This is a genomic window from Thalassococcus lentus (assembly GCF_028023555.1).
Taxonomy (GTDB): Bacteria; Pseudomonadota; Alphaproteobacteria; order Rhodobacterales; family Rhodobacteraceae; genus Thalassococcus_A; species Thalassococcus_A lentus.
The window spans coordinates 107,950-132,968 of sequence record NZ_JAQIOY010000007.1; the positions used below are offsets into that span (position 1 = coordinate 107,950).

Annotated in this window: 22 protein-coding genes; 14 read left to right on the top strand and 8 right to left on the bottom strand. The window is 57.6% G+C overall.

The window, feature by feature from the left end; genetic code table 11:
• Positions 1-2 precede the first annotated feature (2 nt).
• From PFY00_RS15575 to PFY00_RS15585, 3 genes are read left to right on the top strand one after another with little or no spacing between them, the layout of a single operon-like run.
• Positions 3-1,052, top strand: coding sequence for a transketolase family protein (locus tag PFY00_RS15575; protein WP_271433509.1), 1,050 nt, complete (start codon positions 3-5; stop codon positions 1,050-1,052).
• A 2-nt stretch (positions 1,053-1,054) separates the two neighbouring features.
• Entirely contained in the window at positions 1,055-1,948 is an 894-nt protein-coding gene (locus tag PFY00_RS15580; RefSeq protein ID WP_271433510.1) for an NAD(P)-dependent oxidoreductase, read from the top strand.
• A gap of 1 nt (position 1,949) precedes the next feature.
• On the top strand, positions 1,950-2,705 hold the full coding sequence (locus tag PFY00_RS15585) for an SDR family NAD(P)-dependent oxidoreductase (protein ID WP_271433511.1): 756 nt from the start codon (positions 1,950-1,952) through the stop codon (positions 2,703-2,705).
• A gap of 70 nt (positions 2,706-2,775) precedes the next feature.
• Here the strand turns inward: PFY00_RS15585 and PFY00_RS15590 are convergent, their stop codons facing one another.
• Both PFY00_RS15590 and PFY00_RS15595 read right to left on the bottom strand, forming a co-directional pair.
• The gene (locus PFY00_RS15590) at positions 2,776-3,621 is read right to left on the bottom strand and encodes a fumarylacetoacetate hydrolase family protein (RefSeq protein WP_271433512.1); all 846 of its coding nucleotides are present in this window, start codon (positions 3,619-3,621) and stop codon (positions 2,776-2,778) included.
• 44 nt (positions 3,622-3,665) lie between these two features.
• On the bottom strand, positions 3,666-4,352 hold the full coding sequence (locus PFY00_RS15595; protein WP_271433513.1) for a GntR family transcriptional regulator: 687 nt from the start codon (positions 4,350-4,352) through the stop codon (positions 3,666-3,668).
• Between the two features lie 234 nt (positions 4,353-4,586).
• Between PFY00_RS15595 and PFY00_RS15600 the strand changes: the two genes are divergently transcribed.
• The 9 genes from PFY00_RS15600 to PFY00_RS15640 all read left to right on the top strand — a co-directional run bounded on the left by PFY00_RS15600 (position 4,587) and on the right by PFY00_RS15640 (position 18,149).
• Positions 4,587-5,600: a TRAP transporter substrate-binding protein gene (locus PFY00_RS15600; protein WP_271433514.1), complete on the top strand. Its 1,014-nt coding sequence runs from the start codon at positions 4,587-4,589 to the stop codon at positions 5,598-5,600.
• Positions 5,601-5,734: 134 nt separating this feature from the next.
• Positions 5,735-6,541, top strand: coding sequence for a TRAP transporter small permease subunit (locus PFY00_RS15605; RefSeq protein WP_271433515.1), 807 nt, complete (start codon positions 5,735-5,737; stop codon positions 6,539-6,541).
• A gap of 1 nt (position 6,542) precedes the next feature.
• A complete protein-coding gene (locus tag PFY00_RS15610; protein ID WP_271433516.1) occupies positions 6,543-8,168 on the top strand; it encodes a TRAP transporter large permease in 1,626 nt (541 codons plus the stop codon).
• 373 nt (positions 8,169-8,541) lie between these two features.
• Complete coding sequence (locus PFY00_RS15615; protein WP_271433517.1) at positions 8,542-12,735, top strand: beta strand repeat-containing protein; 4,194 nt, start codon at positions 8,542-8,544, stop codon at positions 12,733-12,735.
• A gap of 247 nt (positions 12,736-12,982) precedes the next feature.
• A complete protein-coding gene (locus PFY00_RS15620) occupies positions 12,983-14,476 on the top strand; it encodes a UxaA family hydrolase (protein WP_271433518.1) in 1,494 nt (497 codons plus the stop codon).
• Positions 14,477-14,522: 46 nt separating this feature from the next.
• A complete protein-coding gene (locus tag PFY00_RS15625) occupies positions 14,523-15,587 on the top strand; it encodes a Gfo/Idh/MocA family protein (protein WP_271433519.1) in 1,065 nt (354 codons plus the stop codon).
• Positions 15,571-16,497: an NAD(P)-dependent oxidoreductase gene (locus tag PFY00_RS15630; RefSeq protein WP_271433567.1), complete on the top strand. Its 927-nt coding sequence runs from the start codon at positions 15,571-15,573 to the stop codon at positions 16,495-16,497. Before PFY00_RS15625 ends, PFY00_RS15630 begins: the two co-directional genes overlap by 17 nt.
• The gene (locus PFY00_RS15635; protein ID WP_271433520.1) at positions 16,494-17,222 is read left to right on the top strand and encodes an SDR family oxidoreductase; all 729 of its coding nucleotides are present in this window, start codon (positions 16,494-16,496) and stop codon (positions 17,220-17,222) included. Before PFY00_RS15630 ends, PFY00_RS15635 begins: the two co-directional genes overlap by 4 nt.
• A 21-nt stretch (positions 17,223-17,243) precedes the next feature.
• Positions 17,244-18,149, top strand: a complete 906-nt coding sequence (locus PFY00_RS15640; protein ID WP_271433521.1) for a DMT family transporter — start codon at positions 17,244-17,246, stop codon at positions 18,147-18,149.
• 18 nt (positions 18,150-18,167) lie between these two features.
• Here the strand turns inward: PFY00_RS15640 and PFY00_RS15645 are convergent, their stop codons facing one another.
• The 3 genes from PFY00_RS15645 to PFY00_RS15655 are packed head-to-tail and all read right to left on the bottom strand — an operon-like array spanning position 18,168 to position 21,009.
• A complete protein-coding gene (locus PFY00_RS15645; protein ID WP_271433522.1) occupies positions 18,168-18,905 on the bottom strand; it encodes an SDR family oxidoreductase in 738 nt (245 codons plus the stop codon).
• A gap of 24 nt (positions 18,906-18,929) precedes the next feature.
• Positions 18,930-19,178, bottom strand: a complete 249-nt coding sequence (locus PFY00_RS15650) for a DUF6552 family protein (protein ID WP_271433523.1) — start codon at positions 19,176-19,178, stop codon at positions 18,930-18,932.
• Between the two features lie 49 nt (positions 19,179-19,227).
• A complete protein-coding gene (locus PFY00_RS15655) occupies positions 19,228-21,009 on the bottom strand; it encodes an IlvD/Edd family dehydratase (RefSeq protein WP_271433524.1) in 1,782 nt (593 codons plus the stop codon).
• Positions 21,010-21,141: 132 nt separating this feature from the next.
• Here PFY00_RS15655 and PFY00_RS15660 point away from each other — a divergent pair, with 132 nt between their 5' ends.
• Positions 21,142-21,642, top strand: a complete 501-nt coding sequence (locus PFY00_RS15660) for a hypothetical protein (RefSeq protein WP_271433525.1) — start codon at positions 21,142-21,144, stop codon at positions 21,640-21,642.
• Positions 21,643-21,644: 2 nt separating this feature from the next.
• On the opposite strand, the gene PFY00_RS15665 is transcribed toward PFY00_RS15660, so the two are convergent.
• Genes PFY00_RS15665 through PFY00_RS15675 form a run of 3 tightly spaced genes read right to left on the bottom strand, consistent with a single transcriptional unit; the run spans position 21,645 to position 24,240 of the window.
• Positions 21,645-22,541: a phytanoyl-CoA dioxygenase family protein gene (locus PFY00_RS15665; RefSeq protein WP_271433526.1), complete on the bottom strand. Its 897-nt coding sequence runs from the start codon at positions 22,539-22,541 to the stop codon at positions 21,645-21,647.
• A 4-nt stretch (positions 22,542-22,545) separates the two neighbouring features.
• Positions 22,546-23,469 carry an NAD(P)-dependent oxidoreductase gene (locus PFY00_RS15670; protein ID WP_271433527.1) on the bottom strand — a complete coding sequence of 308 codons (924 nt, stop codon included), beginning with the start codon at positions 23,467-23,469 and terminating at the stop codon, positions 22,546-22,548.
• Positions 23,470-23,481: 12 nt separating this feature from the next.
• A complete protein-coding gene (locus PFY00_RS15675) occupies positions 23,482-24,240 on the bottom strand; it encodes an SDR family oxidoreductase (RefSeq protein ID WP_271433528.1) in 759 nt (252 codons plus the stop codon).
• 180 nt (positions 24,241-24,420) lie between these two features.
• Between PFY00_RS15675 and PFY00_RS15680 the strand changes: the two genes are divergently transcribed.
• Complete coding sequence (locus PFY00_RS15680) at positions 24,421-25,017, top strand: LysE family translocator (protein ID WP_271433529.1); 597 nt, start codon at positions 24,421-24,423, stop codon at positions 25,015-25,017.
• Positions 25,018-25,019: the final 2 nt, after the last annotated feature.

A 25,019-nucleotide genomic window follows, 5' to 3' on the forward strand; every position in this document is an offset into this window, starting at 1 on the left:
CCGTGTCAGAGCCACCCATTCCGCCAAATTCGCGGCGTCTGTCAAAGTTCAAGGCACGCAAGGCCCCGAACCAGAAACAGGCCACTTCGGCCATGATTGCATCCTTGGATTCAGAAGGCCGCGATACAATTGCCGCGCCCTTTGGCAATACGCTGGCGGAACTGGCAGAGCATCGCGCCGATATTGTCGGTCTGTCAGCTGATCTGTCCAAATACACCGACCTACATGTCTTTGCGCAGGCACATCCGGACCGGTTCTATCAAATGGGCATGGCCGAACAGGTTCTGATGTCAGCCGCCGCCGGCTTGGCGCGCGAAGGCTTTACGCCCTTCGCAACCACCTATGCGGTTTTCGCTGCCCGGCGCGCCTATGACTTTATCTGCATGGCGATCGCGGAAGAAGCCCTGCCGGTCAAGATCTGCTGCGCGCTGCCCGGCCTGACCACCGGCTATGGCCCATCGCATCAGGCCACCGAAGATCTCGCTATTATGCGGGCGATGCCCGGACTAACCGTGTTGGACCCTTGCGATGCCATCGACACCCAGCAAGCCACCCGCGCCATCGCCGACCATCCCGGTCCGGTATATATGCGGTTGTTGCGCGGTCAGGTGCCAAACGTTCTGGGCGATTACGACTATGCGTTTGAAATTGGCAAGGCCAAGTTACTGCAGGACGGCACGGACGTTCTTTTCATTTCCTCCGGGATCATGACCATGCGGACGCTTGACGCAGCCAAGGCGCTGGCCCGCGACGGAGTATCCTGCGCCGTTTTACATTCGCCGACGATCAAGCCTTTGGACAAAGCCACCATTCTGAAACAGGCTGCCAAAGGTGGGCGTCTGGTGGTTGCAGCGGAAAACCACTCTGTCACCGGCGGCTTGGGAGAGGCGGTGGCAGCCTGTCTGATGCAGGGCGGCGTCACGGCGACATTCCGGCAGATCGGACTACCTGACGAATTTCTGGATGCGGGCGCGTTGCCGACACTGCACGCACAATACGGGATCACGGTTGATGCAATCGCTGCATCGGTCAAAACATGGCTGAAGGAATAGACATGACGCAGCAAGCGATCATCGGTCTTGGATCGATGGGTATGGGCATGGCCCGGAACATCATGGACGCAGGCATGGAATTGCGCGGATACGATATCTTCGACGCGGCACGCCAGCGGTTTGCCGAGGCCGGAGGCATCGCCGCAACCGGCCCAGCAGAAGCGGCGCAAGACTGCACACTTTTGATCGTCATGGTCGTGAATGCCGCGCAGGCCAAAGACGTGTTGTTCGATCAGGGTGCCGCCGCCGCCTTGGCACCGGGCGCAACCGTCATGCTGTGCTCGACCGTTGCCCCATCAGAAGCGCGGGACATCGGCCAGACGCTGGAGACCATGGGGCACCAGTTGCTCGACGCGCCGGTTTCGGGCGGACAGGTCGGGGCCGATGCCGGAACCCTGACGTTCATGGCTTCGGGCAGCGCTTCGGCCTTTGAGCGCGCGGGTCAGGTGCTTGAGGCAATGGCAGGCACGGTGCACCAGCTCGGGGACGCGCCCGGCATGGGCGCCACATACAAAGTCGTGCACCAATTGGCGGCGGGCGTGCATATCGCTGCGGCCGCCGAATTGATGGCACTTGGAACAAAGGCCGGATGCGATCCGCAAACCCTGTTCGACATTGTAACCGGCTCGGCTGGGAACAGCTGGATGCTGGGCGATCGGGGTCCACGCATGATGATGCAGGACCCACCCTGCAAATCGTCTGTCGATATTTTTGTGAAGGACATCGGGCTGGTTCTACAAACCGGCCGCGATGCAGGCGCGTCCCTGCCACTGGCGGCACTGGCGCATCAGATGTTCATTGCCGCATCCGGCATGGGTCTGGGCAAAGCTGACGACAGCCAGGTGTTGCGCGCCTACGAAGCTCTGATGGCCTCCCATGAAGACAAGGAGAACTGACATGGCTCTGCTGGAAGGCAAAACAGCAATCATCACCGGTGCTGCGTCGCCACGCGGGTTGGGCAAAGCCTGCGCAATGCTCTTTGCAGAGCACGGCGCGCGGATCTGTATTCTCGATCTGGATCAAGCCGCGGCCCAGTCCGAAGCAGACACTCTTCCGGGATCCGGCCATCGCGGAATCGCCTGCGATGTGACCAGCAAATCCCAATGCGACACGGTCGTGCGCAATATACTGGAAGACATGCAGACCGTAGACATTCTGGTCAACAACGCCGGGATCACCCAGCCGCTCAAGATCATGCAGATCGAACCGGAAAACTATGATGCAGTGCTGGATGTGAACTTGCGCGGCACACTGAACATGAGCCAGGCGCTCATCCCGCATATGCGCGAACGCGGCAGCGGATCAATCGTCAACATGTCTTCAGTGTCCGCGCAGCGCGGCGGCGGGATATTCGGCGGCCCGCATTATTCCGCAGCCAAGGCTGGCATTCTTGGGCTGACCAAGGCTATGGCCCGCGAACTGGCGCCCGACGGTATTCGCGCCAACGCCATATGCCCGGGTTTCATCGCAACCGACATCACCGCCGGCAAGCTGACACCAGAGATGAAGGCACAAATTCTGGAAGGGATTCCAATGGGTCGCGCCGGCAAGGCCTCGGACGTGGCCGGATGCGCCCTGTTCCTTGCATCGGATCTTGCGGCCTATGTCACGGGATCCGAGGTCGATGTGAACGGCGGGTCGCTGATTCACTGAATGGCGCTTTGGTCAAAGGGAACCGCACCACGCAGCCGATGGGCCTGTGGTGCGATTGCTCTTATACCGTTCAAAGGGCCGCGACGGCCTCTTGACGCTGTTTGCCCAAACCTTCGACCTCCAGTTCCATGACATCACCGGGGTTCAAGAAACGCTGCGGGTTCATTCCCAACCCAACGCCCGAGGGCGTTCCGGTTGCAATGATGTCGCCCGGCATCAGCTTCATGAACTGGCTCATGTAGGATACAATTTCAGCCACCGAAAAGATCATGTCCGACGTATCGCTGTCCTGCACAACCTCGCCGTTCAAAGACAACCAGAGCCGAAGCGCTTGCGGGTCCGGCACCTCGTCGGCGGTAACGAGCCAAGGACCGGTCGGGCCGAATGTCGGAGCAGACTTGCCTTTGATCCACTGCCCGCCGCGTTCGGCCTGAAACGCCCGCTCGGATACATCATTGATGGTGCAATAGCCTGCCACATGTGACAGCGCATCCGCTTCGGAAACATAGAGCGTTTCACGGCCGATAACGACGCCCAGCTCGACTTCCCAGTCCGTCTTTTTGGATGTGCGCGGGATATGCACCTCGTCAAACGGGCCTGACAAAGACGACGAGGCCTTGGAAAACAAAATGGGTTCTGCCGGTTTATCCGCCCCGGTCTCTTCGGCATGTTTCGCGTAGTTCAGGCCAACACAAAAGAAGTTGGGGACTGACGCCAGACAAGAACCGATGCGCCCCGGGTTTTCCACAACAGGCAGGCTGTCTACATCAATCGCGCGGATTGCATCCAGCGCGTCTAGGGATACGGCATCGCCTGAGAAATCTGGGGTCTTGCCCGACAGATCCCGGACCGCGCCAGATGTGTCCAAGATACCTGGCTTTTCTTGTCCTTGCGGTCCAAAACGCAATAATTTCATTCGGTTCGTTTCCTTTTCGATCGGGTTTTACGGAAATATGGGGGTTACTTGACCAGTTCGCGAGCGGTCTTGTCGTTGTCTTGCTTTTCTTCATTTTCGAAGTACTCGCGCACGTTGACCAGCAAATGTTCGAGGTGATCCTGCAGCGTGATCCGAACGGCATCAGGGTCCCGCGCCTTGAGGCCCTCCACGATCAATCCATGTTGGCGGATCACCCGGTCGCGGCTGCGTTTACGCCGTGCGGCAAGGTACCGTGCGCGCCACATCCGGGCGAGAATGGCACGGTGGGTTTCCACGAGAACGGCATTGTTGGAGGCTTGCGCAATCGCAATGTGAAAATCCATATCCAGTTCAAACAGGTCCACCGGATCAAGCGTTTCGTACTGGCGCGTCATACGTGCGTCCGCTTCGGCAATGCTGTCGATCTGATCCGAGGTCGCATTCTGACAAGCCAGATCGGCAGACAGAAGTTCGAGCGCGGAAAGCACTTCGATGTTGTCGGCGATCTGTTTGAAACTCGGCTTGGCTACGATCGGACTACGCGCAGGCCGCAGAATCACCAAACCCTCGGTCGCGAGAATGCGAATCGCCTCGCGCATTGGAGTTCGGCTAACGCCTAATTCATTGGCGTTATCCCGTTCCTTGATACTGTGTCCTGGTTCGAGTTTGCCGCGCAGAATATCCCTGCGCAAACGCGTAGCGATTTGTTGTGGTAGCGTCTCATCCGCCATCTGGCAGCCTTTATTCTATATTCTTTTCTATGGCCACGCTCACAAACCGGCACGCCATAAGAAGCAAGCAGATGCCATCCCCTGAGCAACGATTGAATTTGGTATACCAAAAATCGTTGATTGTCGATACGCCATTCGCTAGCGTCTTGGTGATGGTATACCATCCGTAGCGCGCTCACAGGGTGCGCAAAACAAAAAAGGTAAGGTCGGCTTCGGCCTTAATGGGAGGAAAATATGAACTTCAAGTCCATTCTCATGGCAGGTGCGGCAACGGCAATGATGGCCGGTGCTGTGGCAGCCGATCCGGTCACTCTGCGCATTCAGACGCACTATGCGACCGAGCACCCAACCGGCAAGATGCTGGCTACATGGATTGACGACATCCAGACAATGTCCGGCGGCGACATCACGATCGAGATGTTCTACTCGTCTTCGGTTGTTGCGACGGTTGAAACCTTCGACGCGGCGATCAACGGCATCATCGACTGCGACGCGACCGGCGGCGCTTACCAGACCGGTAAGAACCCTGCGTTCCAGTTCGTCGGCGACATCATGGGTGGTTACGACACACCTTGGCAGCAGTACTCGTGGCTGTACTACGGTGGCGGCTATGACGCTGCACAGGAACTGTACAACGCACAGAACATGCAGCTGATCGGCTGGGCCATCTACGGTCAGGAAAGCTTTGCTTCCTCGCGCCCAATCGCGGGACCCGACGACCTGAAAGGCTGGAAATTCCGTTCGCCTCCGGGCATGGAAACAGAGATCTTCGAAAAGCTGGGCGCATCGCCCATCGTGATGGATTTCACCGAAATCTTTACCGCGCTTGAAACCGGCATCATCGACGGTGCGGACGCATCCGGTCTGGCCAACAACGTCGGTCTGGGTCTGTATGACATCGTTAAGCACGCCAACTACCCTGGCTTCCACTCGATGCCGTCTGACCACCTGGCCTGCAACAAGGACGTCTGGGACGGCCTGACCGAACAGCAGCGTCGCATCGTCGAAACTGCGTGGCAGAAACTGTCCTTCCAGATCGCCATGGCGAACGAAAAGGCCAACACAGAAGCCGCAGCAGCTCTGCAGGAACAGGGCGTAACGCTCTATGCATGGTCGGATGAAGACCGCAAAGAGTTCCGCGTTGCGGCTCAGGCGGCTTGGGATGACTGGGCAACCCGCAGCCCCGAAGCAGGCGCTCTTGTGGAAAGCCACAAGACATACCTGCGTCAGCTCGGCCTGATCAAATAAGTCAACAGGCGCAGCTGTTAGCCAACTGCGCCTGAACCAACTTTAGATACGGGCCCGGCTTTCCGGGCCCGTATTGCCCAAAACTCAAAGAACAATGGCTGAAAAAGCCGAGGCCTTATCGGGGGAGGATAGGCATGGATGAGCGCGAAAGCGTCTGGCTGGGACCGCTAAGAAAACCGGTCAAGCAAATCGCAATCGGCCTGACTGGCATTGTCTTGCTGCTTTACGCCTGGTTGGTGTTTAACCGGGTGCTTTTCGAAGACTCTCTCGGAATGCATGAAATGATCCGCCCCGAAGGGCGCCCGATCGTTTCCATTATGCTCTTCACACTGGCCGGAGCGATCCTCGCCATTTCAATTTACCTTTCGGACACCAGAGAAAGCATCGAAACCGAACCCGCCGGATTCTTTGACATCATGTCTCTGATCTGCTCGCGGATCGCGATGATCATGACCGCGTTGATCGTCGTTGTGATGTTCTACGAAGTGGTGTCGCGGTACGTCTTTGCACGGCCCACGCTTTGGGCGAACGAGCTATCGCTGTGGATCGCAAGTTTTGTATTTTTGTTTGCCGGGCAGTACGCCATGCAACAGCGCAGTCACATCCGGATCTACGTGATCTACGACCTGATGCCCCGCTGGATGCAAAAGACATCTGACATCATCTCGCTGCTGCTGATCTGGTTCTTTACCTTTGCCATGGTCTGGGGCGGGTTCGACGACGCCGAGCGCCGTTTCTTGCGGATGGAAACCTTTGGCACGGCCTGGGATCCACCTATTCCCGGCATCGTAAAGCCTGCCATCCTGATCATCATTTGCCTTGTCGCGCTTCAGGCCCTGTCAAACCTGATCTCGGATTGGAACAAGGCACCAGAACATCACGGTCTCGACGACGTTGACGAAGTCGAAATCGAGAACATCCGCAAGACCTTGGAGAAATAGCATGGAATTTCTTGAGCTTTTCTCATGGATCAAGGTCGGCGACATCGGCACGCTCAGCCTCGTCCTGCTGCTGAGCATGTTCGCCCTGTTGGCCATTGGTATGCCGCTTGGATTTGCATCGGCCTTTTTGGCGGTGCTGGTTCTACTGATGAAATTCGGGCCAGAGTTGCTGTTCCGCGACTTCGGCAAAGGGCCGCTTTCGGTACTTAGCCAAGCCGTCTACCGACAAATGACGAACTACGTGCTGATTTCGATCCCGTTGTTTATCTTCATGGCCGCCCTGCTCGAACGCTCGGGCATCGCCAAGGACATGTACAACTCGTTGAACGTCTGGCTAAGCCGCGCACGCGGCGGCATCGCTATTGTCACCTCCATCATGGCGGTGATCATGGCTGCCATGTCCGGCATCATCGGCGGTGAGGTTGTCTTGCTGGGTCTGATCGCCCTGCCCCAGATGCTGCGATTGGGATACAACCAGAACCTTGCGATCGGCACCATCTGCGCCTCTGGCTCGCTCGGTACAATGATCCCGCCGTCGATTGTTCTGATCTTCTACGGTCTGGTCACAGAGACATCCATTAAGGCGTTGTTCACAGCGTCGTTCTTGCCCGGCTTCATGTTGGCGTCTTTCTTTATCGTCTACATCATCGTCCGGACACAGATGAATCCATCGCTTGCGCCGTTGCCCGAGCCGGAACCGGGCGAGCCTGAAGGCGGTGAAAAATGGATGATGTTCTTTGGGTTCCTGTCGCGGTTCGCCCTTTGGATCATCGGCGTTCTGTTTCTGCGGGCGCTGTTCTTTACGCTGACAGGTCAAAACCAGTTGCAAGAGGGCGAAGACCCGATTGCGCTCGGAATGGTCGCAGACCTGCCGTGGATTGCCGGGGCGTTCGTCCTAGCCGGCGTTTGCATGCTCATGATTGGTAAAGAACGTACCGCCAAAGGCTGGGAGATGGGCAAAGGCCTGATTGCTCCGGTTGTTGTGATCGGCGTTGTTCTGGGATCCATCTACATGGGGATCACCGGGATCACCGAAGCCGCGGGTATGGGCGTTGTGGCCGTGTTCACTATTGGCCTGATCCGCCGGGAAATGACCTTCGAAATCGTTTGGGACGCCTTGGTGCGCACCCTGAAATCGACCGGTACGATCATCTGGGTCACGATCGGTGCGGCGGCGCTGGCTGCAGCCTACACGCTGGCGGGCGGTCCGACCTACGTGGCCAACATGATCCTTGCCGCCGAACTGCCGACCATGTCCATCATCCTCGTGATGATGCTGATCTTCCTGATCATGGGCATGTTCATGGACTGGGTTGGGATCGTTCTGCTGATCATGCCGGTGTTCCTGCCGATCGTTCTGAAACTGCCAGTTCAGGAAATCGGCGTCTTTGGAGAACTGAACCCCCGCCATGTGGCGATTTGGTTTGGTGTGGTCTTCTGTATGAACATGCAGGTCAGTTTCCTGTCGCCACCGTTTGGTCCGGCCGCATTCTACCTGAAATCGGTTGCGCCACCCCACATCACGCTGACGCAGATTTTCCGCGGGTTCCTGCCCTTCATCTGCCTGCAACTGTTGGCCCTGTCAGTTCTGCTGATCTATCCGCCAATCGTGACGGTGTTCCTCTAGAAGAGACCTGGAACCAAAAGAACCAAGGGGGCGGTTTGATCCGCCCCTTTTTCATTTGTGGCTGTCAATATCCTTCAGCGATCGCGGCAGTCGCGAAAATGATCGAGACATTGGGTATGGCAATCTCGAGAAACTGGTCGCGCCTGACGAATCGCCAAAAACCAACCTGTCAAGTCATTATTCTCGATCAACAGATCCTGTTCCGCAGTGTTGCATTGCTTTTTCAATTGGGGCAAAGTCCGCGCATATTAATACGACCATTATGTTTTTTGACGAGTTTTCTGAGTTTTTTTGAAGCAAAGCATTTTTGAACCGCGTCCTTTTTCGGCGCGGACGGGTGTTTTGAGAACAAATTTATTTGTGGAGTATCCCCATGACGACGCAATGGCTTGCGGAATTTCAGGTTAACACTGGCACGGCTGCAAACGGCAGCCAATCCGATCCCCAAACAATTGGCCTTTCGAATGGCAACATCCTGGTTGCTTGGGTCGAGACCGGCACATCAGGCATCGGCACTACTGCCGGCAATGACATCATCGGCATCATTTACGATGGCGAAGGCAATATTGTCACCGGCCCAGTGCGCCTGAACACGAACCGAAACGCCGATGACGAAGACGATTTTGATATCGCGCCAACCAATGATGGCGGATTCATCATGGTCTACATCGATGATGATCTGACCACGACAACCCAGCACACCGTGATGTGGGAGCGTTTCGACTCTACCGGAACGGCAATCGACAGTGCTGTCATTATCAACGAAAACGTTGGTGGCGTCGTGCGCAACCCGCAGGTGGCGGTAAACCTGACCAACAACACCTCGAGCGTGACCTACGAGGACACAACAGGCGGTGACACGCAGATTTTCGGCACAACGGTTACTGCTGCCGGTGTCGTCAGCGCGCCATTCGACGCATCGCAAAACGGATCAATCACCAACCAAGGTGACATGGCCGTTTTGACAAACGGCAACTACGTCAGCGTCTACACCGAACCTGATGGCGATGATGATATCGAATTCCGGATTTACGACTCATCTGGCACGTCAGTCACGAATGTAAATGTAACCGCCTACTCGACCAGCGAGGCTCGAAATCCTCAGGTCGCATCACTGGCTGGTGGCGGCTTTGTGGTCGTTTATGAATTCGACAATGGTGCCGGTGGTTTGGACATCCGGTTCGAGCGCTTTGACAACAATGGTGTTCAGCAAGGCGGTGTTACAAACGTCGCCGCAACCGGTGACGACGAAAACGAGCCCGAGATCGTAGGCTTGCCCGATGGCGGTTTTGTAATCATCTGGGACAACGATTCCGACCAGACTCTGGAAGCGCGCGCATACAATGCCGATGGCTCTTCACGCGGCGCGACACAAGTTGTCACGCCCGATAGTGCCACCACACCGAACATTGGCGTTACCGGCGACGGACGTGTCATTTTCACATGGATGGACTCCGAAGTTTTTGCGTCGATCTGGGATCCGCGCGAAGCAACTGTCGACGTAAATGACTTTGACAATTCAACTGAAAACTTCGTACGCAGCCTGCTGGCATTCGGCAGCACGACAGAAGGCACGCTGATCGAAAACACAAGCAGCGCCAACGGCGTGACCATGGAAGGTTTCGGGTTCAACGACACCATTCTGGGCGGCGCAAACGCGCAGACAATCATCGGCGGCGCGGGTGACGATTCGATCGACGGCGGTTTTTTCGCTTTCTCCAGCGTGGGTGACAGCATCAATGCGGGTTCCGGCAATGACACCGTGATTGGCGCCAACGGCGACGACACTGTCAACGGCGGCGGCGGCAACGACTCGATCACCACGAACAATGGCGCTGACTCCATTAACGGCGGAAATGGCGACGATACGATTATCGCGGGCGATGGCAACGACTCGATCAATGGCGGTGGCAACACAGACTCCATCCTCGGTGGAGCGGGCAATGACTCCATCTTTGGTGGGATCGGCTCCATTTTCCATGACTTTATCGATGGCGGATCCGGCAACGACACCATCACCGGTGCGGACCAGACCTCTGGCGTCGATACGATCCTCGGCGGGGCTGGCGTTGACTCCATTATTGCAGGTGCTGGTGACGACTCTGTCGATGGCGGGCAGGGCAATGACACGGTTGATTTAGGTACCGGCAATGACACGCTCTACAACGCAAATGGCGAAGGCTATGACAGCGTTGACGGCGGAGCCGGAACCGACACGCTGATCATTGATCCACTGCGCATCAATAACATGGAATTCGACATCGGTGCACAGCTCTACGGCACGCGTGGTTTCCCAAATCAGACTTTGATCAGTATCGAAGAAATCTTTGCCGGTGGCGGTGACGATTTGTTCACCGGTGACGCAACGGACGGAATCCTGTTCGATGGTGGCGGCGGCAACGACTCTGCAGATGGCGGAAGCGGTGACGAAAGCCTGATCGGCGGAATTGGAAACGATACCCTGCGCGGCAACAATGGTGCTGACACCATCGAAGGCGGCGACGGGCTTGACCACTTGTTTGGCGGCTTTTTGGCGGACTCCATTGACGGCGGCGCCGGCAACGACTCGATCGAAGGCAATTCCAGCACAGACACCCTGCTGGGTGGTTCCGGAAACGATACGATCTGGGGCAACGGGCCTTCAACGATTTCCGGAAACCCAGACTCGATTGACGGTGGAACCGGCAATGACTCGATCATTGGCAACGACCAAACGTCCGGCGTCGACACGCTGATTGGTGGCGCCGGCAGTGACACCATCGAAGGGAACGGCGGTGCTGACTCCATTGATGGCGGCAGCAACAACGACTCCCTGTCTGGTGGCGACGGCAATGACACCATTGAAGGTGGCACAAGCCAGGATACCATCGACGGCGGCGCTGGCGATGACTCGCTGGACGGTGGTCTGAATGCTGGTTCTAGCGTTGCAGACAGCATCATCGGCGGCACTGGCAATGACTCCATCACGGGTGCCAACCAGGCTGGTCTTGGCGACACCATCGACGGCGGCGCAGACAACGATACCATCGAATCCAATGGTGGTGACGATTCCGTCGATGGCGGTTCCGGCAATGACTCGATTGAGGCAGGAAACGGAAACGACACGGTTGACGGCGGCACTGGCAATGACTCGATCACTGGTGGCGGCGGCAACGACACGATCAACGGCGAATCTGGTAGTGACTCGATCAACGGCGGGGAAGGCAACGACTTTCTCACCGGCGGTTTGGTCGGAACCGGCGCGGACACGATCAACGGCGGCGAAGGCAACGACACCATCCAGTCCAGCGGTGGCGGTGAATACAATGGCAACGGCGGCGACGACGTGATCATTACGGCTACTGGAACACCGGAAAACACTGATGGCGGGGACGGAAACGACACGCTCTTCATCACCGGGTTCAGCTATGATTTCAACATGAACACGGGTGCAACGAACTACCTCGAAACCCATGTGAATTTTGAAAACGTGGTTGCTGGCAACCTCAGCGACACCATCAGCGGCACCGCCGATGACAACAATCTGCAACTTGGTGAGGGTGACAACTCGGGCTTTGGTCGCGCGGGTAACGACACACTCGTATCGGGTGCCGGCAATGATACCCTTCGGGGCGAAGCCGGCGCGGATAGCATCCTCGCGGGTGGTGGCGACGACTCCATCTTGGGTGGTGACGACGCTGACACGATTGTTGCAGGCTCGGGTAACGACACTGTGCGTGGCGATGACGGCGATGACTCTGTCACCGGAGACGCTGGTTTGGACATCATCAAAACCGGTGACGGGAATGACACCGTTGATGCGGGTGCAGATGCCGACAGTATCAACGCCGGATTTGGCAATGACAGCGTGATCGGAGGAACCGGCGACGATACCATCCGTGGCTTCTTTGACAACGACACGCTGCTCGGCGGCGACGGCAACGATACGATCTTCGGTGGCAGTCAGAACGACTCGATCGAAGGTGGCATTGGTGACGACAACCTGCGCGGCGAAGGCCAGCTGGACACCATTTTCGGTAACGCTGGCAACGACGTGATCTTTGGCGGAGGCGGCGGTGACTCGATCAGCGGCGGCGACGGCAACGACAACATTCGTGGTGAGGAAGGGCCTGACTCGATGACCGGGGGTGCTGGCCTGGATACCATCCGTGGTGGTGTAGCGGCCGACACAATCGAAGGTGGCGCTGGCAACGACAACCTGCTGGGCGACGACGGCAACGACCAATTGTTCGGTGGCGCCGACGACGACCTTCTGGTTGGCGGCAGCGGCAGCGACACGCTCGATGGTGCTGACGGCAACGACACCCTCAGGGGTGGCCCGGATGCTGATACGTTTGTCTTTGGTATCGGCTACGACAATGACACCGTCGAAGCCTTCCAGAACAACGTCGATACGTTGGAACTGGACAGCGGACTTTGGGGAGGCGGCCTGACCGCAGCCCAGGTTGTGTCCACCTACGGTTCCAATGTCATCGGCGGCGTCGAGCTCGATTTCGGTGGCGGTGATGTCGTCTTTATCGAAGGTATGAGCGTCGCAACCATCGAAGACGACATCAGCATCGTTTAAATTCGATCCTCTTTGAAAAACACGGCCCGAGGCGCGACCGCGCCTCGGGTTTTTCTTTGTCCAAATGATCCCACTCAAGCGTGCAACGGCACCAATTGCAGGAGCCGTTCGCAGCAGGAAGAAGAGACCAAGTGTCGCCACTGTTACGGCGCCACAAAACTGAGCATTTCTTCAAAAGAAATACTGGACCTTTCTCGGGCTAAGTGGTCAGGTTTTGATACCAAATATCTGCACAGGACCCGCTTCAATGCGTACCGTCAAATTGAGCCCGGAAGACAATGTCGTCACGGCCATTTCCCCGCTGGAAATCGGGATAGATGGTGCATCGCAGTTGATCCCACGCGGACACAAGATGGCGCTGGAGCCGATTGCCAAAGGGATGCCTGTTCGCAAATATGCGCAGGTGATCGGCTATGCCTCCGAAGACATCCCGTCAGGCGCACATGTGCATTCCCACAATCTGGAATTTCGTGCCGTTGATGCGTCTTATGAGTTTGCCACCAACTTGCGCCCCGTGACGCCAGCGCAGCAGGCAGACAGCTTTGCCGGATACCGCCGTCCAAGCGGGCGCGTCGGCACACGCAATCACATCGCCATTCTGACCTCGGTCAACTGTTCAGCCACCGCGGCGCGGATGATCGCGCAGCATTTCACGCCCGAGCGTCTGGCCGAATATCCAAACGTAGATGGCGTGACTGCCTTTGTGCATGGCACGGGTTGCGGGATGGCTGGACAAGGCTCTGAAGGGTTCGAAGCGCTCCAACGGGTGATGTGGGGCTATGCCCGCAATCCGAATGTGGGTGGTGTTCTGATGGCCGGTCTGGGCTGTGAAATGAACCAGATCGATTGGCTGGTCGAAGCCTACGGGCTGACACCCGGCCCCTTGTTTCAAAGCATGAACATTCAGGATGTTGGCGGACTGCGCAAAACCATCGAACTGGGCATTGCCAAAGTCGAGGCGATGCTGCCGCTGGTCAATCAAGCCAAACGAGAACCCTGCCCGGCCTCTGAATTGATGGTGGCTCTGCAATGCGGCGGCTCGGACGCGTGGTCTGGTGTCACAGCCAATCCAGCGGTTGGTCATGCCTGCGATTTGCTGGTTGCCCAGGGTGGCACAGGCGTTCTGGCAGAAACCCCGGAAATATACGGCGCAGAACACCTGTTGACCGCGCGCGCGAAAGATCAGGAAACCGGCGAAAAGCTGGTGAACCTTATCCGCTGGTGGGAGGACTACACCAAACGCAACAACGGCTCGATGGACAACAACCCGTCGCCGGGCAACAAGAAGGGCGGTCTGACAACCATTCTTGAAAAGTCGCTGGGCGCTGCGGCCAAAGGCGGCACGACCCCTTTGACAGGGGTCTACAAATACGCCGAGATCGTCACGAAACCCGGTTTCGTCTTTATGGATAGCCCCGGCTATGATCCGGCATCTGTCACCGGGCAAATCGCTTCCGGTTGTAACCTTGTCTGCTTTACCACAGGTCGCGGTTCGGCGTTCGGAGCCAAACCAAGCCCATCCATGAAGGTTGCAACAAACTCGGAAATGTATGCGCGTATGACCGAAGACATGGACATCGACGCAGGCAGAATTCTGACCGGTGATGCCAGTGTCGAAGACGTGGGCAAGGAAATCTATCAGATGTGGTTACGCATGGCCTCGGGCGACGCAAGCAAGTCTGAGGCTCAGGGTTTGGGCGACTACGAATTTGTTCCGTGGCAAATCGGGGCCGTGATGTAATGCCTCGCTGCAAAGCAACCCAAAACCAGCGCGTTGGGTCGATTTCATGACGTCACCCATGCCTTTTGCCGTGATCGGCGCCGGGTCGATCGGCATGCGCCACATTGAGGTCGCGCAGGCCAGCGACTGCGCCGATCTGGTGGCTGTGGTAGAACAGCACGAACCGACGCGCGCGCACCTGATGGCGCAGGGCCTGCCGATGGTCGCTTCAATAGATGAGCTGCCTGCCGAAACCCGCGCCGCCGTGATCGCCACGCCCACGCCGGACCACTGCAACAGCGCGCTCGCCTGTATGACCAAAGGGATCGTGGTTTTGCTGGAAAAACCGATCAGCGCCACGCTCGACGAAAGCTATATTCTGCTGGCAGAATCCGCGCGTTCCGGCCTGCCATTGCTGGTCGGCCATCATCGCCGGTGCCACCCCTTTTCAATTGCCGCACGTGATGCATTGACCCAGATTGGTGACATTGTTGGCGTTCAGGGCCTTTGGTCTTTGCGCAAACACAACAGCTATTACGAAGCGGAATGGCGTCGAAAACCGGGTGCGGGCCCACTCATGACCAACCTCAGCCATGAGATTGATCTGATGCGGTTTTTGCTGGGCGAATTGACCGAAGTCTCTGCGCTTTTGTCGTCGGCCCGTCGCGGATTTGAAATCGAAGACACCGCTGCGCTTGCCTTCCGTTTCGAAAACGGGGCGCTTGGTTCTTTCCTGATTTCCGATGCCGGCGCCTCTCCTTGGTCGTTCGAAGCAGCCAGTCACGAGAACCCCGCCATTGCCGGATCATCCGAAGACTACCTGCGGATCACCGGCACGGAAGGCGCTATCGCTTTTCCCTCGTTGACGTTCTGGGGGCGGTCGGATGAGGGCGAAATCGAATGGTCCAAACCCCTGCGCCGAAATCCGGGGCCGCGCTTTGAGCCAATCGACCCCCTGCTTGCGCAGCTCGAACGCTTTGCAGGCGTTGTGGACGGGGCGCAGGATGATGTTTTGTGCAGCGGTCTTGATGGTCTCAAGGCATTGGAAATGACACTCGCAACGGCCTTGTCCGGCAGAACGGGAATGCCGGTCCGGGCAGGCGCTGTGCCCGGCGATTTCCGCGGCGTCTAAAAGAAGGAGAAACAGAGTGAGCAAACCTAAAATTGGATTTATCGGTCTTGGTCTTATGGGCCGTGCGATGGTCAGTTGCTTGCAGGATGCCGAATACACTTTGGTCGTGCTCGGGAACCGCGACCGCACTGGTGTCGAAGAGGCGTTGACCCGAGGCGCCACTGAGGCCGCCACCGCCCGTGAACTTACCGAAGCGAGCGATATCGTTTTGATTTGCGTGGGCAACTCCGATCAGGTTGAAAGCCGCGTCTACGCCGAGGATGGCATTTTGGCAGGCGCCAAACCGGGACAGGTGGTCATCGACTTTGGTACCTCCCTGCCCGCATCCACGCTGAAAATCGGTGCGGATCTTGCCGCGAAATCCGCCCACTATCTTGACGCTCCGCTGGGCCGGACGCCCGCGCACGCCAAGGACGGCCTGTTGAACATCATGTGTGCCGGGGACGAAACCGCCTTTGCCGAGGCCAAACCGGTTCTCGATGTGCTGTCGGAAAACGTCTTTCACCTCGGCAAGCTGGGAAGCGGTCATACCGTGAAGCTGCTGAACAACTATTTTGGCATGACGGCCGCTATGGCGATGGCCGAAGTCTTTGCTGTCGCCGACGCCGCTGGTGTCAACCGGACAGACGTTTTCAACATCATGGCCGCTGGACCAAATTATTCACCCATGATGGGTTTCATGCACAACTACACGCAATCCGGCCAGATTGATCTGGCCTTTTCAGTTGAAAACGCGGCCAAAGACCTTGGCTATTATAGCAAGATGGCGTCAGATCTGGGTCTGCACAGTCGAATGTCAGGCTGCGCCGAAAACACGCTATGCGAAGCCCGCGACGGCGGCGAAGGCGGGTTGATGATCCCCGAAATGATCGACTGGATGACCCGGAATATCGGAAAGGAAAAAACATGAACCTGCCATTGTCCGGAAAACGAGCCTTTGTGACGGCCGCCGGTCAGGGGATCGGACGATCCTCAGCCGAAGCGCTCGAACAAGCGGGCGCGCACGTAATTGCAACGGACCTGCGGGCCGATTTGCTGGATGGGATCAAGGTATCCGAAGCCTTTGCGCTCGATGTGCTGGACAAAAAGGCTCTGCAGGACGCTATCCAGCAAGCCGGCCCTGACATCCTCGTCAATTGCGCAGGTGTTGTTCACGCCGGAACAATTGAACAGGCAAGCGACGAAGAGTTTGATTTCGCCATAAACCTGAATGTGAGGGCGCAGTTCAACGCTATTCAGGCCGCGTTGCCCGGCATGCGCGCCCGAGGCGGTGGAGCGATCGTGAACATCGCATCCGTAGCCTCGACCGTCATGGGCGTTCCAAACCGATTTTTGTATTCCACATCCAAAGCCGCAGTCATTGGTTTGACCAAATCGGTCGCCCGCGACTACGTCACCGAGGGCATCACCTGCAATTGCATTGCGCCGGGAACCGTGGACAGCCCATCCCTGCACGAACGCCTGCAGGCTACAGGCGACTATGAACAGGCAATGCGCGATTTCGTAGCACGCCAGCCCATGGGGCGGATCGGTCGCGCCGATGAAATCGCGGATCTTGTGGTCTATCTCGCCAGCGCCAAAAGCCAATACATGACCGGCCAATGCGTTGTGATTGATGGGGGCATGTCTCTTTGACCTGCTCAGGCAGGGCATGACATGCTGACCGGCGTGCAACCGCGCGAAGAGCGGACCGGCTACGGCGTCGCTCTGATGGCTGTCGCCGTCATTCTGTTCACTTGCATTGATACAGCCGCCAAGTGGTTGATCCTTGCCGGGTTGCCCGCGCTTCAGGTGGTCTTTGTCAGATACGCCGGGCACCTGATCTTCGCTCTGGCATTCTACATCCCACGCGAAGGCCGCGAAGTGTTCAAATCACGGCGCCCTTTCATGCAGGTTCTGAGGTCCTGCTGTTTGCTGGGCAGCACCACGCTGAACTTTCTTGCGCTCAGTGCGCTGCCAATTACCGTAACCACCACAATCTTTTTTGCGATGCCCATTGTTGTAACGCTGCTGGCGATCCCGATGCTGGGTGAACGGGTCGGAATACGGCGCATCGCGGCGGTTTGCACCGGCTTTATCGGTGTGTTGGTCGTTGTTCAGCCATGGAGCACAGTCTGGCATCCGGCGATGATCTATTCTCTCAGCGCCCTGATGCTGGCCTCGATGTATTTCCTGTTCACACGCATGCTTGCCGGACAGGAAAGCAACGCAACACAGCAGGTCTGGTCCGCCGGACTGGCGACCTTGGCACTTGTTCCTATCGCTCTGACAGAATGGGTCTGGCCGCAGTCTCCGCTGGGTTGGTTTGTCTTTGCCGCCGTCGGCTTTTTCGGATTTTCAGGGCACGAATGCGCAACTACGGCGCACCGGCTGGCCGATGCGTCCATTCTGTCGCCCATGATCTACACGCAGATTCTATGGGCTGCCGTCGCTGGGATCGTCGTCTTTTCGACCTGGCCAACGATCTACACATTGGGCGGTGGTCTGATCATCATCGCCGCGGGTCTCTACATTTGGCAGCGCGAAAAGGCTCTGCTACGCGCCGGAACCGACGCCAGCTGACACCCGCCTAATCCCGGATCAGCCCCGGCCGATGTAGGGCATTGCGCTTGCCATCACCGTCATGAACTGAACGTTGGCCTCCAACGGCAGGCTCGCCATATGCAGAACCGAGCTGGCCACATTGGCCACATCCATCACCGGCTCGACCGCAATGGATCCATCCGCCTGTGGAACACCTTTGGTCATCTTCGCGGCCATTTCTGTCAGGGCATTGCCGATATCAATCTGACCGCAGGCGATGTTGTAAGGCCGCCCGTCCAGCGAGATCGAGCGCGTCAGACCTGTGATCGCATGTTTGGAGGCCGTGTAGGGCGCAGATCCCCAACGCGGAACATAGGCAGAAACGGATCCGTTGTTGATGATCCGCCCGCCTTGCGGATCCTGCTGCTTCATCCGGGCAAACGCCGCCCGCGCGCAGATGAATGATCCGGTCAGGTTTATGTCGATACACCGGCGCCAGTCATCGACGCTGACTTCGTCAATTGTTGCGCCCAGCGCGGAAACACCCGCATTGTTGAACAGACAATCGATCCGCCCCCACTCCGAAAGAGCCATGTCAAAAGCTGCATCCACCGATGCCTCATCCGAAACATCGCATGGCATCGCAAGGACAGCATCGTTTGCCTCAGCCATGGCCTGCAAAGGCTCGGGGCTGCGGCCCATCACGCCGACGCGCCAGCCTGCATCCAAAAAGACTTCGGCACAGGCTTTGCCGATCCCACGCCCACCACCGGTGATAATGATAGTTTGGCTCATCTCGACCCTCCCACTATTGAGTGTTCACGCATTCAGGTATCCGACCAGCAGCGAAATGAACGCGCCGACATGCACCACCATGATCGCCCGATCTTTCCACATCACGCCCACGGCAAACCACAGGAATATTCCCACGAAGAACGCGTAGACGTTCCAAGGAACCATGTTCAGCCCGGTCATTCCGTAGCCAACCAACTGAATTGCCGTTGCTATCCATTTGACAATATCCACGGTGGCCATGCCGCCAGACTGCGGCTCGGTAACGTCTTGCATCTTTGGTCCCTACTCTGCCCTCTGCGCCTGTGTCAGCGACCAAGCTTCATCAATGGTTGTCGCGCGGCAAAGTGTGACGGATTTTCTGATAGGCTGTCGCCAGTTCCAGACAGCCCCCTTCTGCCAGTTGCCCGACATGGGTACGATAAATCTCCTGCCAGGGTGTCTGGCTGACGATATCCGGCGCTTCCCATGCATCGACCCTGGCTTGCCATTCCTCTTCAGGCACCAGTGCGTTCATTGTGCTGTCATTGAGGTTCAGGCGAACCGTATCTCCGGTTTGCAGATAGGCCAGCCCACCACCAACCAGCGCTTCGGGTGACGCATTCAGAATCGAAGGGCTTTCCGAGGTGCCGGATTGACGGCCATCGCCGACCGTGGGCAAGTGGTTGATCCCCTGTTTGATCAACGCATCTGGCGGCTGCATGTTCACCACCTCAGCCGAACCCGGATAGCCGACACAGCCCACGTTCCGAATGAACAGAATGCAGTTTTCATCGATTTCCAAAGCAGGATCGTTCAGCCGATCATGATAATCCTCGGGGCCTTCAAAGACGATGGCGCGCGCTTCGTGGACACCTTCGTTTCCGGCCTTGGACAGGAAACGCTGCCGGAAGTCGTCTGAAATCACCGATGTTTTCATCAGAGCCGAGTCGAACAGGTTCCCGGACAGCACCTTGAAGCCAGCATTCTGGCGCATGGGCGCATCATAGGTCGTGATGACATCTGTGTCCTGGCTTTCCCAACCGGATAGATTGTCGCCCATGGTTTTGCCGGTCGCGGTCATCGCGTCATCGTGGATACGGCCTGCCTTGCGCAACTCGCCCATCACAGCAGGCACGCCGCCCGCGCGGAAGAAGGATTCACCAAGGTATTCGCCTGCGGGCTGCATGTTCACCATCAAAGGCACGTCAAAGCCGTGCTTTTCCCAATCGGTTACGTGCAGATCGACGCCAATATGGCGCGCGACAGCCTGCAAATGCGGCGGCGCATTCGTTGACCCGCCAATGGCGGCATTCACCACAATCGCATTTTCGAACGCGGCGCGTGTCATGATGTCAGAAGGTTTGAGATCGTCATAGACCATGCCAACGATGCGTTTGCCCGTCTCATAGGCCATCGCCATACGTTCCCTGAACGGCGCCGGAATGGCCGAATTGCCCGTCAGCGACATCCCAAGGGCTTCGGCCATGGCATTCATGGTGCTGGCTGTACCCATGGTGTTGCAATGGCCCAATGAAGGCGCCGAAGAACAAACCCGGCTCATAAATTCATCGTAGTCAATTTCGCCCGCAGCCAGCAGACGGCGGCTTTCCCAGACGATCGCACCGGATCCCGCGCGTTTGCCTTTCCACCAACCGTCCAGCATCGGGCCGCCGTTCAGCGCAATTGCTGGCAAATCGACAGTCGCCGCACCCATCAGCATGGCGGGCGTGGTCTTGTCACAGCCTGTGGTCAACACGACCCCGTCGATGGGATAGCCGTGCAACACTTCGACCAGTGAAAGATACTGAAGATTGCGGTCCAGCGCGGCGGTTGGCCGTTTGCCGGTTTCCTGAATCGGGTGAACCGGAAATTCCATCGGAATGCCGCCAGCCTCGCGGATACCTGCCTTGATCCGGTCCATAAGAAAGACATGGATCTTGTTGCAGGGCGCCAGATCGGAACCGGTCTGTGCAATCCCGATCACCGGTTTTTCGCTTTGCAGTTCCTCGCGGGTGAATTCCTGATTCTGGTAACGCTCCAGATACAGTGCGGTCATGCCCGGGTTATTGGGGTTGTCAAACCACTCCTGAGAGCGGAACCGCTTGTTGGCGCGGGTGTCCGACATGGAAGCTCCTTTTGAATTGGCAGGCCCAGAACCGACTTTTCGGTGCACGGGTCATGGCATACAATTTCAAGTTGGTATACCAAATGCAAGGGGCAAGACCAGCCCAATGGATGCTTCAGGAAAGGGCGCCGCATGACCACGACGATCACCAAGATGGCAGGGATAGGCTTGGTTGCGATGGCGCTGAGTACGCCAGCGACGCCATCAAAAGCCGAAGTCGATCTGGCCGTGGCAGATACCTGCCTCGCGCAGAAACTGGAACTGGGCCAAAACCCCGCGCAATGCGTGAACGATGCGCATTTCGCCTGCTCTCAGGAAACACCCGAGCGTCACAACGTGGCGAGCCTGTGTTTCGTCGAGGCACAAAACGCATGGGATCAGGGCATTGCCGCACAGATGGCCGCGCTTCGCGACGAAACGGACGAAGAGACCGTCGCGCTGGCGGCGATTGAGCTGAAATACGATCTGTTGATCGCGCGGGCGCAATGTGACCGGCTCAAGGAACTTCGCATGGTGTCTGGTGACGAAAACCCCGAGGTGATGCAGCGCCAGTCAGCGCAATGCTTTGCTACAGCTTCGGGCCTTGCCTATGTGCGGCTCCAAATTCGCTCAGCCGGCATCGCCAACCAGTAGTTTCAGCGCTTGGCAAAGGCGCTTTTGGCGCCGGCGCTTTCCTGCGTTTTGAAGATGGACCCGGTATTCGGCGCCGGGGGCAAAGGCATGCGGATCGGGACAGTGTCGATCCGTGGCTCAAGCACAGGCTCTCCGGTGATCTGCCGATCCTGCATGTCCTCCCAAAAGGCGCGCTGTCCAAGCGAATGAATATAGGACGACGCCCCGAGAATTGGCCATGCGTCCGATGCCGTGCATTCATAGAACAGGATCAGCCGATTGCGGTCGGACATGTTGGGCGCAGAGCCATGCAGAATGCGCGCATGATGCACGGTCATGCTGCCTGCCTTGCCCGTCAGTGTCACAGCCTTGTCCATTTCGAACAACGGATCCTCTGGGTCGATGGCCCCCGCGAAATACCCGTTTGCCTGATGGCTGAGCACAGGCCCTTTGTGCGTTCCGGGAATGACCATCAACGGACCATTGGCTTCGTCCACGTCTTCCAGCATCAGCCCAAACGCCAAAAGGCTGTCATTTGTCGCCGGATAAAAGGCCCAGTCCTGATGCCATTCAACCGCACGCCCCCCGCCCGGTGCTTTGGTATTGAGCTTTGAGGTCAGAAGATTGGTGTTGGGGCCCAGAAGATCGTTCAGAACTTCGGTCATTGGCGAATTGCGAAGCACCTCCCAGAAATAGGGATGTTGTTTGTGCGGCAGCTTTACCCGGGTCAGTCGCGGAGCATCGGCGCTGTGCCCGGCATCAAGATCGTAGACCTCATTGCTTTCGGTCACGGTGCGAGACGCCTCGATAAAACCGTAGGTCAGCTCTCTGAGCCTGTTCAACTGGTCCGCGGTTACGGCATCTTCAACCAGAAGATAGCCGTTCTCATCGTAAAACTGCTTCTGATCCTGAGAAAGCATGCCGCTAGTCCTCCCCTTCCTCGACCGCCTTGGTCAAATCAATGCCATTCAAGCCAGCGATATGCGCGCCGATGGTCGGAACAAAGTCGCCGCCTTTTCCGGCGGCTTCAGCCTGGGCAAAATAGTTTCGCACCGCTGCCCCCACAGGGTTCATGACCCCAGCGGCAGTCGCCATACTGGCGACATAACGCACATCCTTAGACGCGTTTTCGATCGAGAACTTATGCGCCTCAGGATCGCGGCCCAGCGCCGCCGCAAAATAGGTTTCGAAAAAGCCGCAGCCCATGCGGGATGGCCCCATCACCTCATAAACCGATTGCGGCGACAGGCCTGATCCGACCGCCATGCTTAGCGCTTCGGAGTATACAGAGGCATAAGACATGGCCATGAAGTTCATGATCAATTTCATCTTGTGACCTGCGCCTACCGGGCCAAGGTGGTTGATCGATCCGCTCCAGCATTCCAGAACCGGCCGAACGATTTCGAACGCCTCGGGGCTTGCGCCGACCAAGGCATCCAGCGTGCCAGCCTCTGCCTCTTTTGGTGTCCGGCCCAATGGCGCATCAACAAAATGAAGATCCCGCGCCTCAAATTCAGCGGCCAGCGCCATGGTAGAGGTTGGATCAGCTGTCGTTGTATCGACCACCACCAATCCCGGGCGCGCGCCTGCGAGAATCCCCTGCTCACCGCGCACCGTTGCCTCAACCAAGGGCGAATTCGGCAAACACAGATGGATGATGTCACAACGTTCCGCCATCTCGCGAGCGCTGTGCACCTCGGTGGCACCCATTCCCAGCAGGCTCTCGACCGGTGTTCGGTTGCGGTTCCCCATTATCACAAGCTCATATCCGCCCTTGCGGATATTCTTGGCCATGCCATGCCCCATCAGCCCGACGCCGATAAAGCCCACCACTGGTTTGTCTGTCATGTCATTCCTCTCCTACAGGCTTGCCGTGATCCCGCCGTCCACGAACAGTGTATGACCGTTCACGAAACTCGCAGCATCCGAGGCCAGAAATACCGCGGCGCCCTGCAATTCCTCGACATTGCCCCAGCGTCCCTGCGGGGTACGCTTTTCAAGCCATTCGCTGAACGCCGAATCCGCAACCAAGGCCGCATTCAGCGGGGTGTCGAAATAGCCCGGCGCGATGGCATTGCAGTTCAGCCCCAGACGCGCCCAATCGGTGGCCATGCCCTTTGTCAGGTTGCTGACTGCTCCTTTGGAAGCCGTGTAGGGCGCAATGCCGGGGCGCGCCAGAGCTGTCTGAACAGAGGCTATGTTGACGATCTTTCCGCGCCCGCGCTGGATCATGTGTTTGGCCACGGCTTGTGCAACATAGAACACCGAATTCACATTCGTCCGCATCAGTCGGTCAAAAGCATCGGTTTCGAAATCTTCCAATGGTCCGCGATGCTGCATGCCGGCATTGTTGATCAAGATGTCGATCGGGCGCTCAGCCTCGTAGGCATCAACGGCGCTGCGAACCGCGTCAGGATCCGTGACATCAAATACCAAAGTGTCGACGCCCGCTCCGCTCGAACGCAGATCGGCAGCGGCCGCTTTGAGCGTTTCGGCGTCACGTGCATTCATCACGATGCGTGCACCGGATTCGGCAAGACCGCGCGCAAGGGCGTTGCCGATCCCCTTGGACGAGCCCGTGATAAGGGCCGTTCGCCCGGTTAGATCGAAATTTGGCATGATGTTCCCCGTTGTGGCCGCGCTCAATTCAGGCAATCGCGTGTTTCGCATTGCACCCACGCGGCACGTTGTTCAAAAATGGTATACCATTTGCGGCTCGAATCAAGCTGCCAGATGTTGGGAGACAAAACCAATCATGCGAGCGAACAAAAGCATCGCGCACACAGGACGTCGCGATCGATGCTGACCTTTACTCTGGCCGTCTTGCTGCTTTTCATAACGCCCGGACCGGGTGTGTTGACGACGGCCGGATTTGGGGCCGCCTATGGTTTCAGGCCCTCGCTCCAATATGTGTTCGGTCTGTTTCTGGGTACCAATATGGTCATGCTGGCGGTGATAACCGGATTCGCCGCCGTGATCCTGTCGATCCCGTGGCTGCGCTGGGTTCTGATGGCCGCGTCCATTGCCTACCTGCTCTATCTTGCCGCTCGCATCGCCTTTGCCGGCGCGCGTGTCGGGTTTATTGCGGCCAAGGCACCGCCCGGCATTCTGGGCGGATTGGCCCTGCAGGCGATCAACCCCAAGGCCTACGTGGTCAACACATCGCTGATTACCGGGTTCAGCTTTGCCCCTGACAATCTGCCTTTTGAAATTCTGTCAAAGGCGCTGATCATGAATGCGATCTGGATTCCGGTGCATCTTGCATGGCTTTACGCGGGCACTGTTCTGCACGAACTGAATCTGAGCGACACAGCCCAGCGTCGCATCAACATGGCTATGGCCTTGGCAATGTTGTCCGTTGTCGCGCTGGCAACTTTGACCGCCACCCAATCCTGAGG

Bases quoted from the DNA above. Each gene is read 5' to 3' on its own strand.
- PFY00_RS15580 (WP_271433510.1), top strand. From the start codon at position 1,055: ATGACGCAGCAAGCGATCATCGGTCTTGGATCGATGGGTATGGGCATG.
- PFY00_RS15585 (WP_271433511.1), top strand. From the start codon at position 1,950: ATGGCTCTGCTGGAAGGCAAAACAGCAATCATCACCGGTGCTGCGTCG.
- PFY00_RS15590 (WP_271433512.1), bottom strand. From the start codon at position 3,621: ATGAAATTATTGCGTTTTGGACCGCAAGGACAAGAAAAGCCAGGTATC.
- PFY00_RS15595 (WP_271433513.1), bottom strand. From the start codon at position 4,352: ATGGCGGATGAGACGCTACCACAACAAATCGCTACGCGTTTGCGCAGG.
- PFY00_RS15600 (WP_271433514.1), top strand. From the start codon at position 4,587: ATGAACTTCAAGTCCATTCTCATGGCAGGTGCGGCAACGGCAATGATG.
- PFY00_RS15605 (WP_271433515.1), top strand. From the start codon at position 5,735: ATGGATGAGCGCGAAAGCGTCTGGCTGGGACCGCTAAGAAAACCGGTC.
- PFY00_RS15610 (WP_271433516.1), top strand. From the start codon at position 6,543: ATGGAATTTCTTGAGCTTTTCTCATGGATCAAGGTCGGCGACATCGGC.
- PFY00_RS15615 (WP_271433517.1), top strand. From the start codon at position 8,542: ATGACGACGCAATGGCTTGCGGAATTTCAGGTTAACACTGGCACGGCT.
- PFY00_RS15620 (WP_271433518.1), top strand. From the start codon at position 12,983: ATGCGTACCGTCAAATTGAGCCCGGAAGACAATGTCGTCACGGCCATT.
- PFY00_RS15625 (WP_271433519.1), top strand. From the start codon at position 14,523: ATGACGTCACCCATGCCTTTTGCCGTGATCGGCGCCGGGTCGATCGGC.
- PFY00_RS15635 (WP_271433520.1), top strand. From the start codon at position 16,494: ATGAACCTGCCATTGTCCGGAAAACGAGCCTTTGTGACGGCCGCCGGT.
- PFY00_RS15640 (WP_271433521.1), top strand. From the start codon at position 17,244: ATGCTGACCGGCGTGCAACCGCGCGAAGAGCGGACCGGCTACGGCGTC.
- PFY00_RS15645 (WP_271433522.1), bottom strand. From the start codon at position 18,905: ATGAGCCAAACTATCATTATCACCGGTGGTGGGCGTGGGATCGGCAAA.
- PFY00_RS15650 (WP_271433523.1), bottom strand. From the start codon at position 19,178: ATGCAAGACGTTACCGAGCCGCAGTCTGGCGGCATGGCCACCGTGGAT.
- PFY00_RS15655 (WP_271433524.1), bottom strand. From the start codon at position 21,009: ATGTCGGACACCCGCGCCAACAAGCGGTTCCGCTCTCAGGAGTGGTTT.
- PFY00_RS15660 (WP_271433525.1), top strand. From the start codon at position 21,142: ATGACCACGACGATCACCAAGATGGCAGGGATAGGCTTGGTTGCGATG.
- PFY00_RS15665 (WP_271433526.1), bottom strand. From the start codon at position 22,541: ATGCTTTCTCAGGATCAGAAGCAGTTTTACGATGAGAACGGCTATCTT.
- PFY00_RS15670 (WP_271433527.1), bottom strand. From the start codon at position 23,469: ATGACAGACAAACCAGTGGTGGGCTTTATCGGCGTCGGGCTGATGGGG.
- PFY00_RS15675 (WP_271433528.1), bottom strand. From the start codon at position 24,240: ATGCCAAATTTCGATCTAACCGGGCGAACGGCCCTTATCACGGGCTCG.
- PFY00_RS15680 (WP_271433529.1), top strand. From the start codon at position 24,421: ATGCTGACCTTTACTCTGGCCGTCTTGCTGCTTTTCATAACGCCCGGA.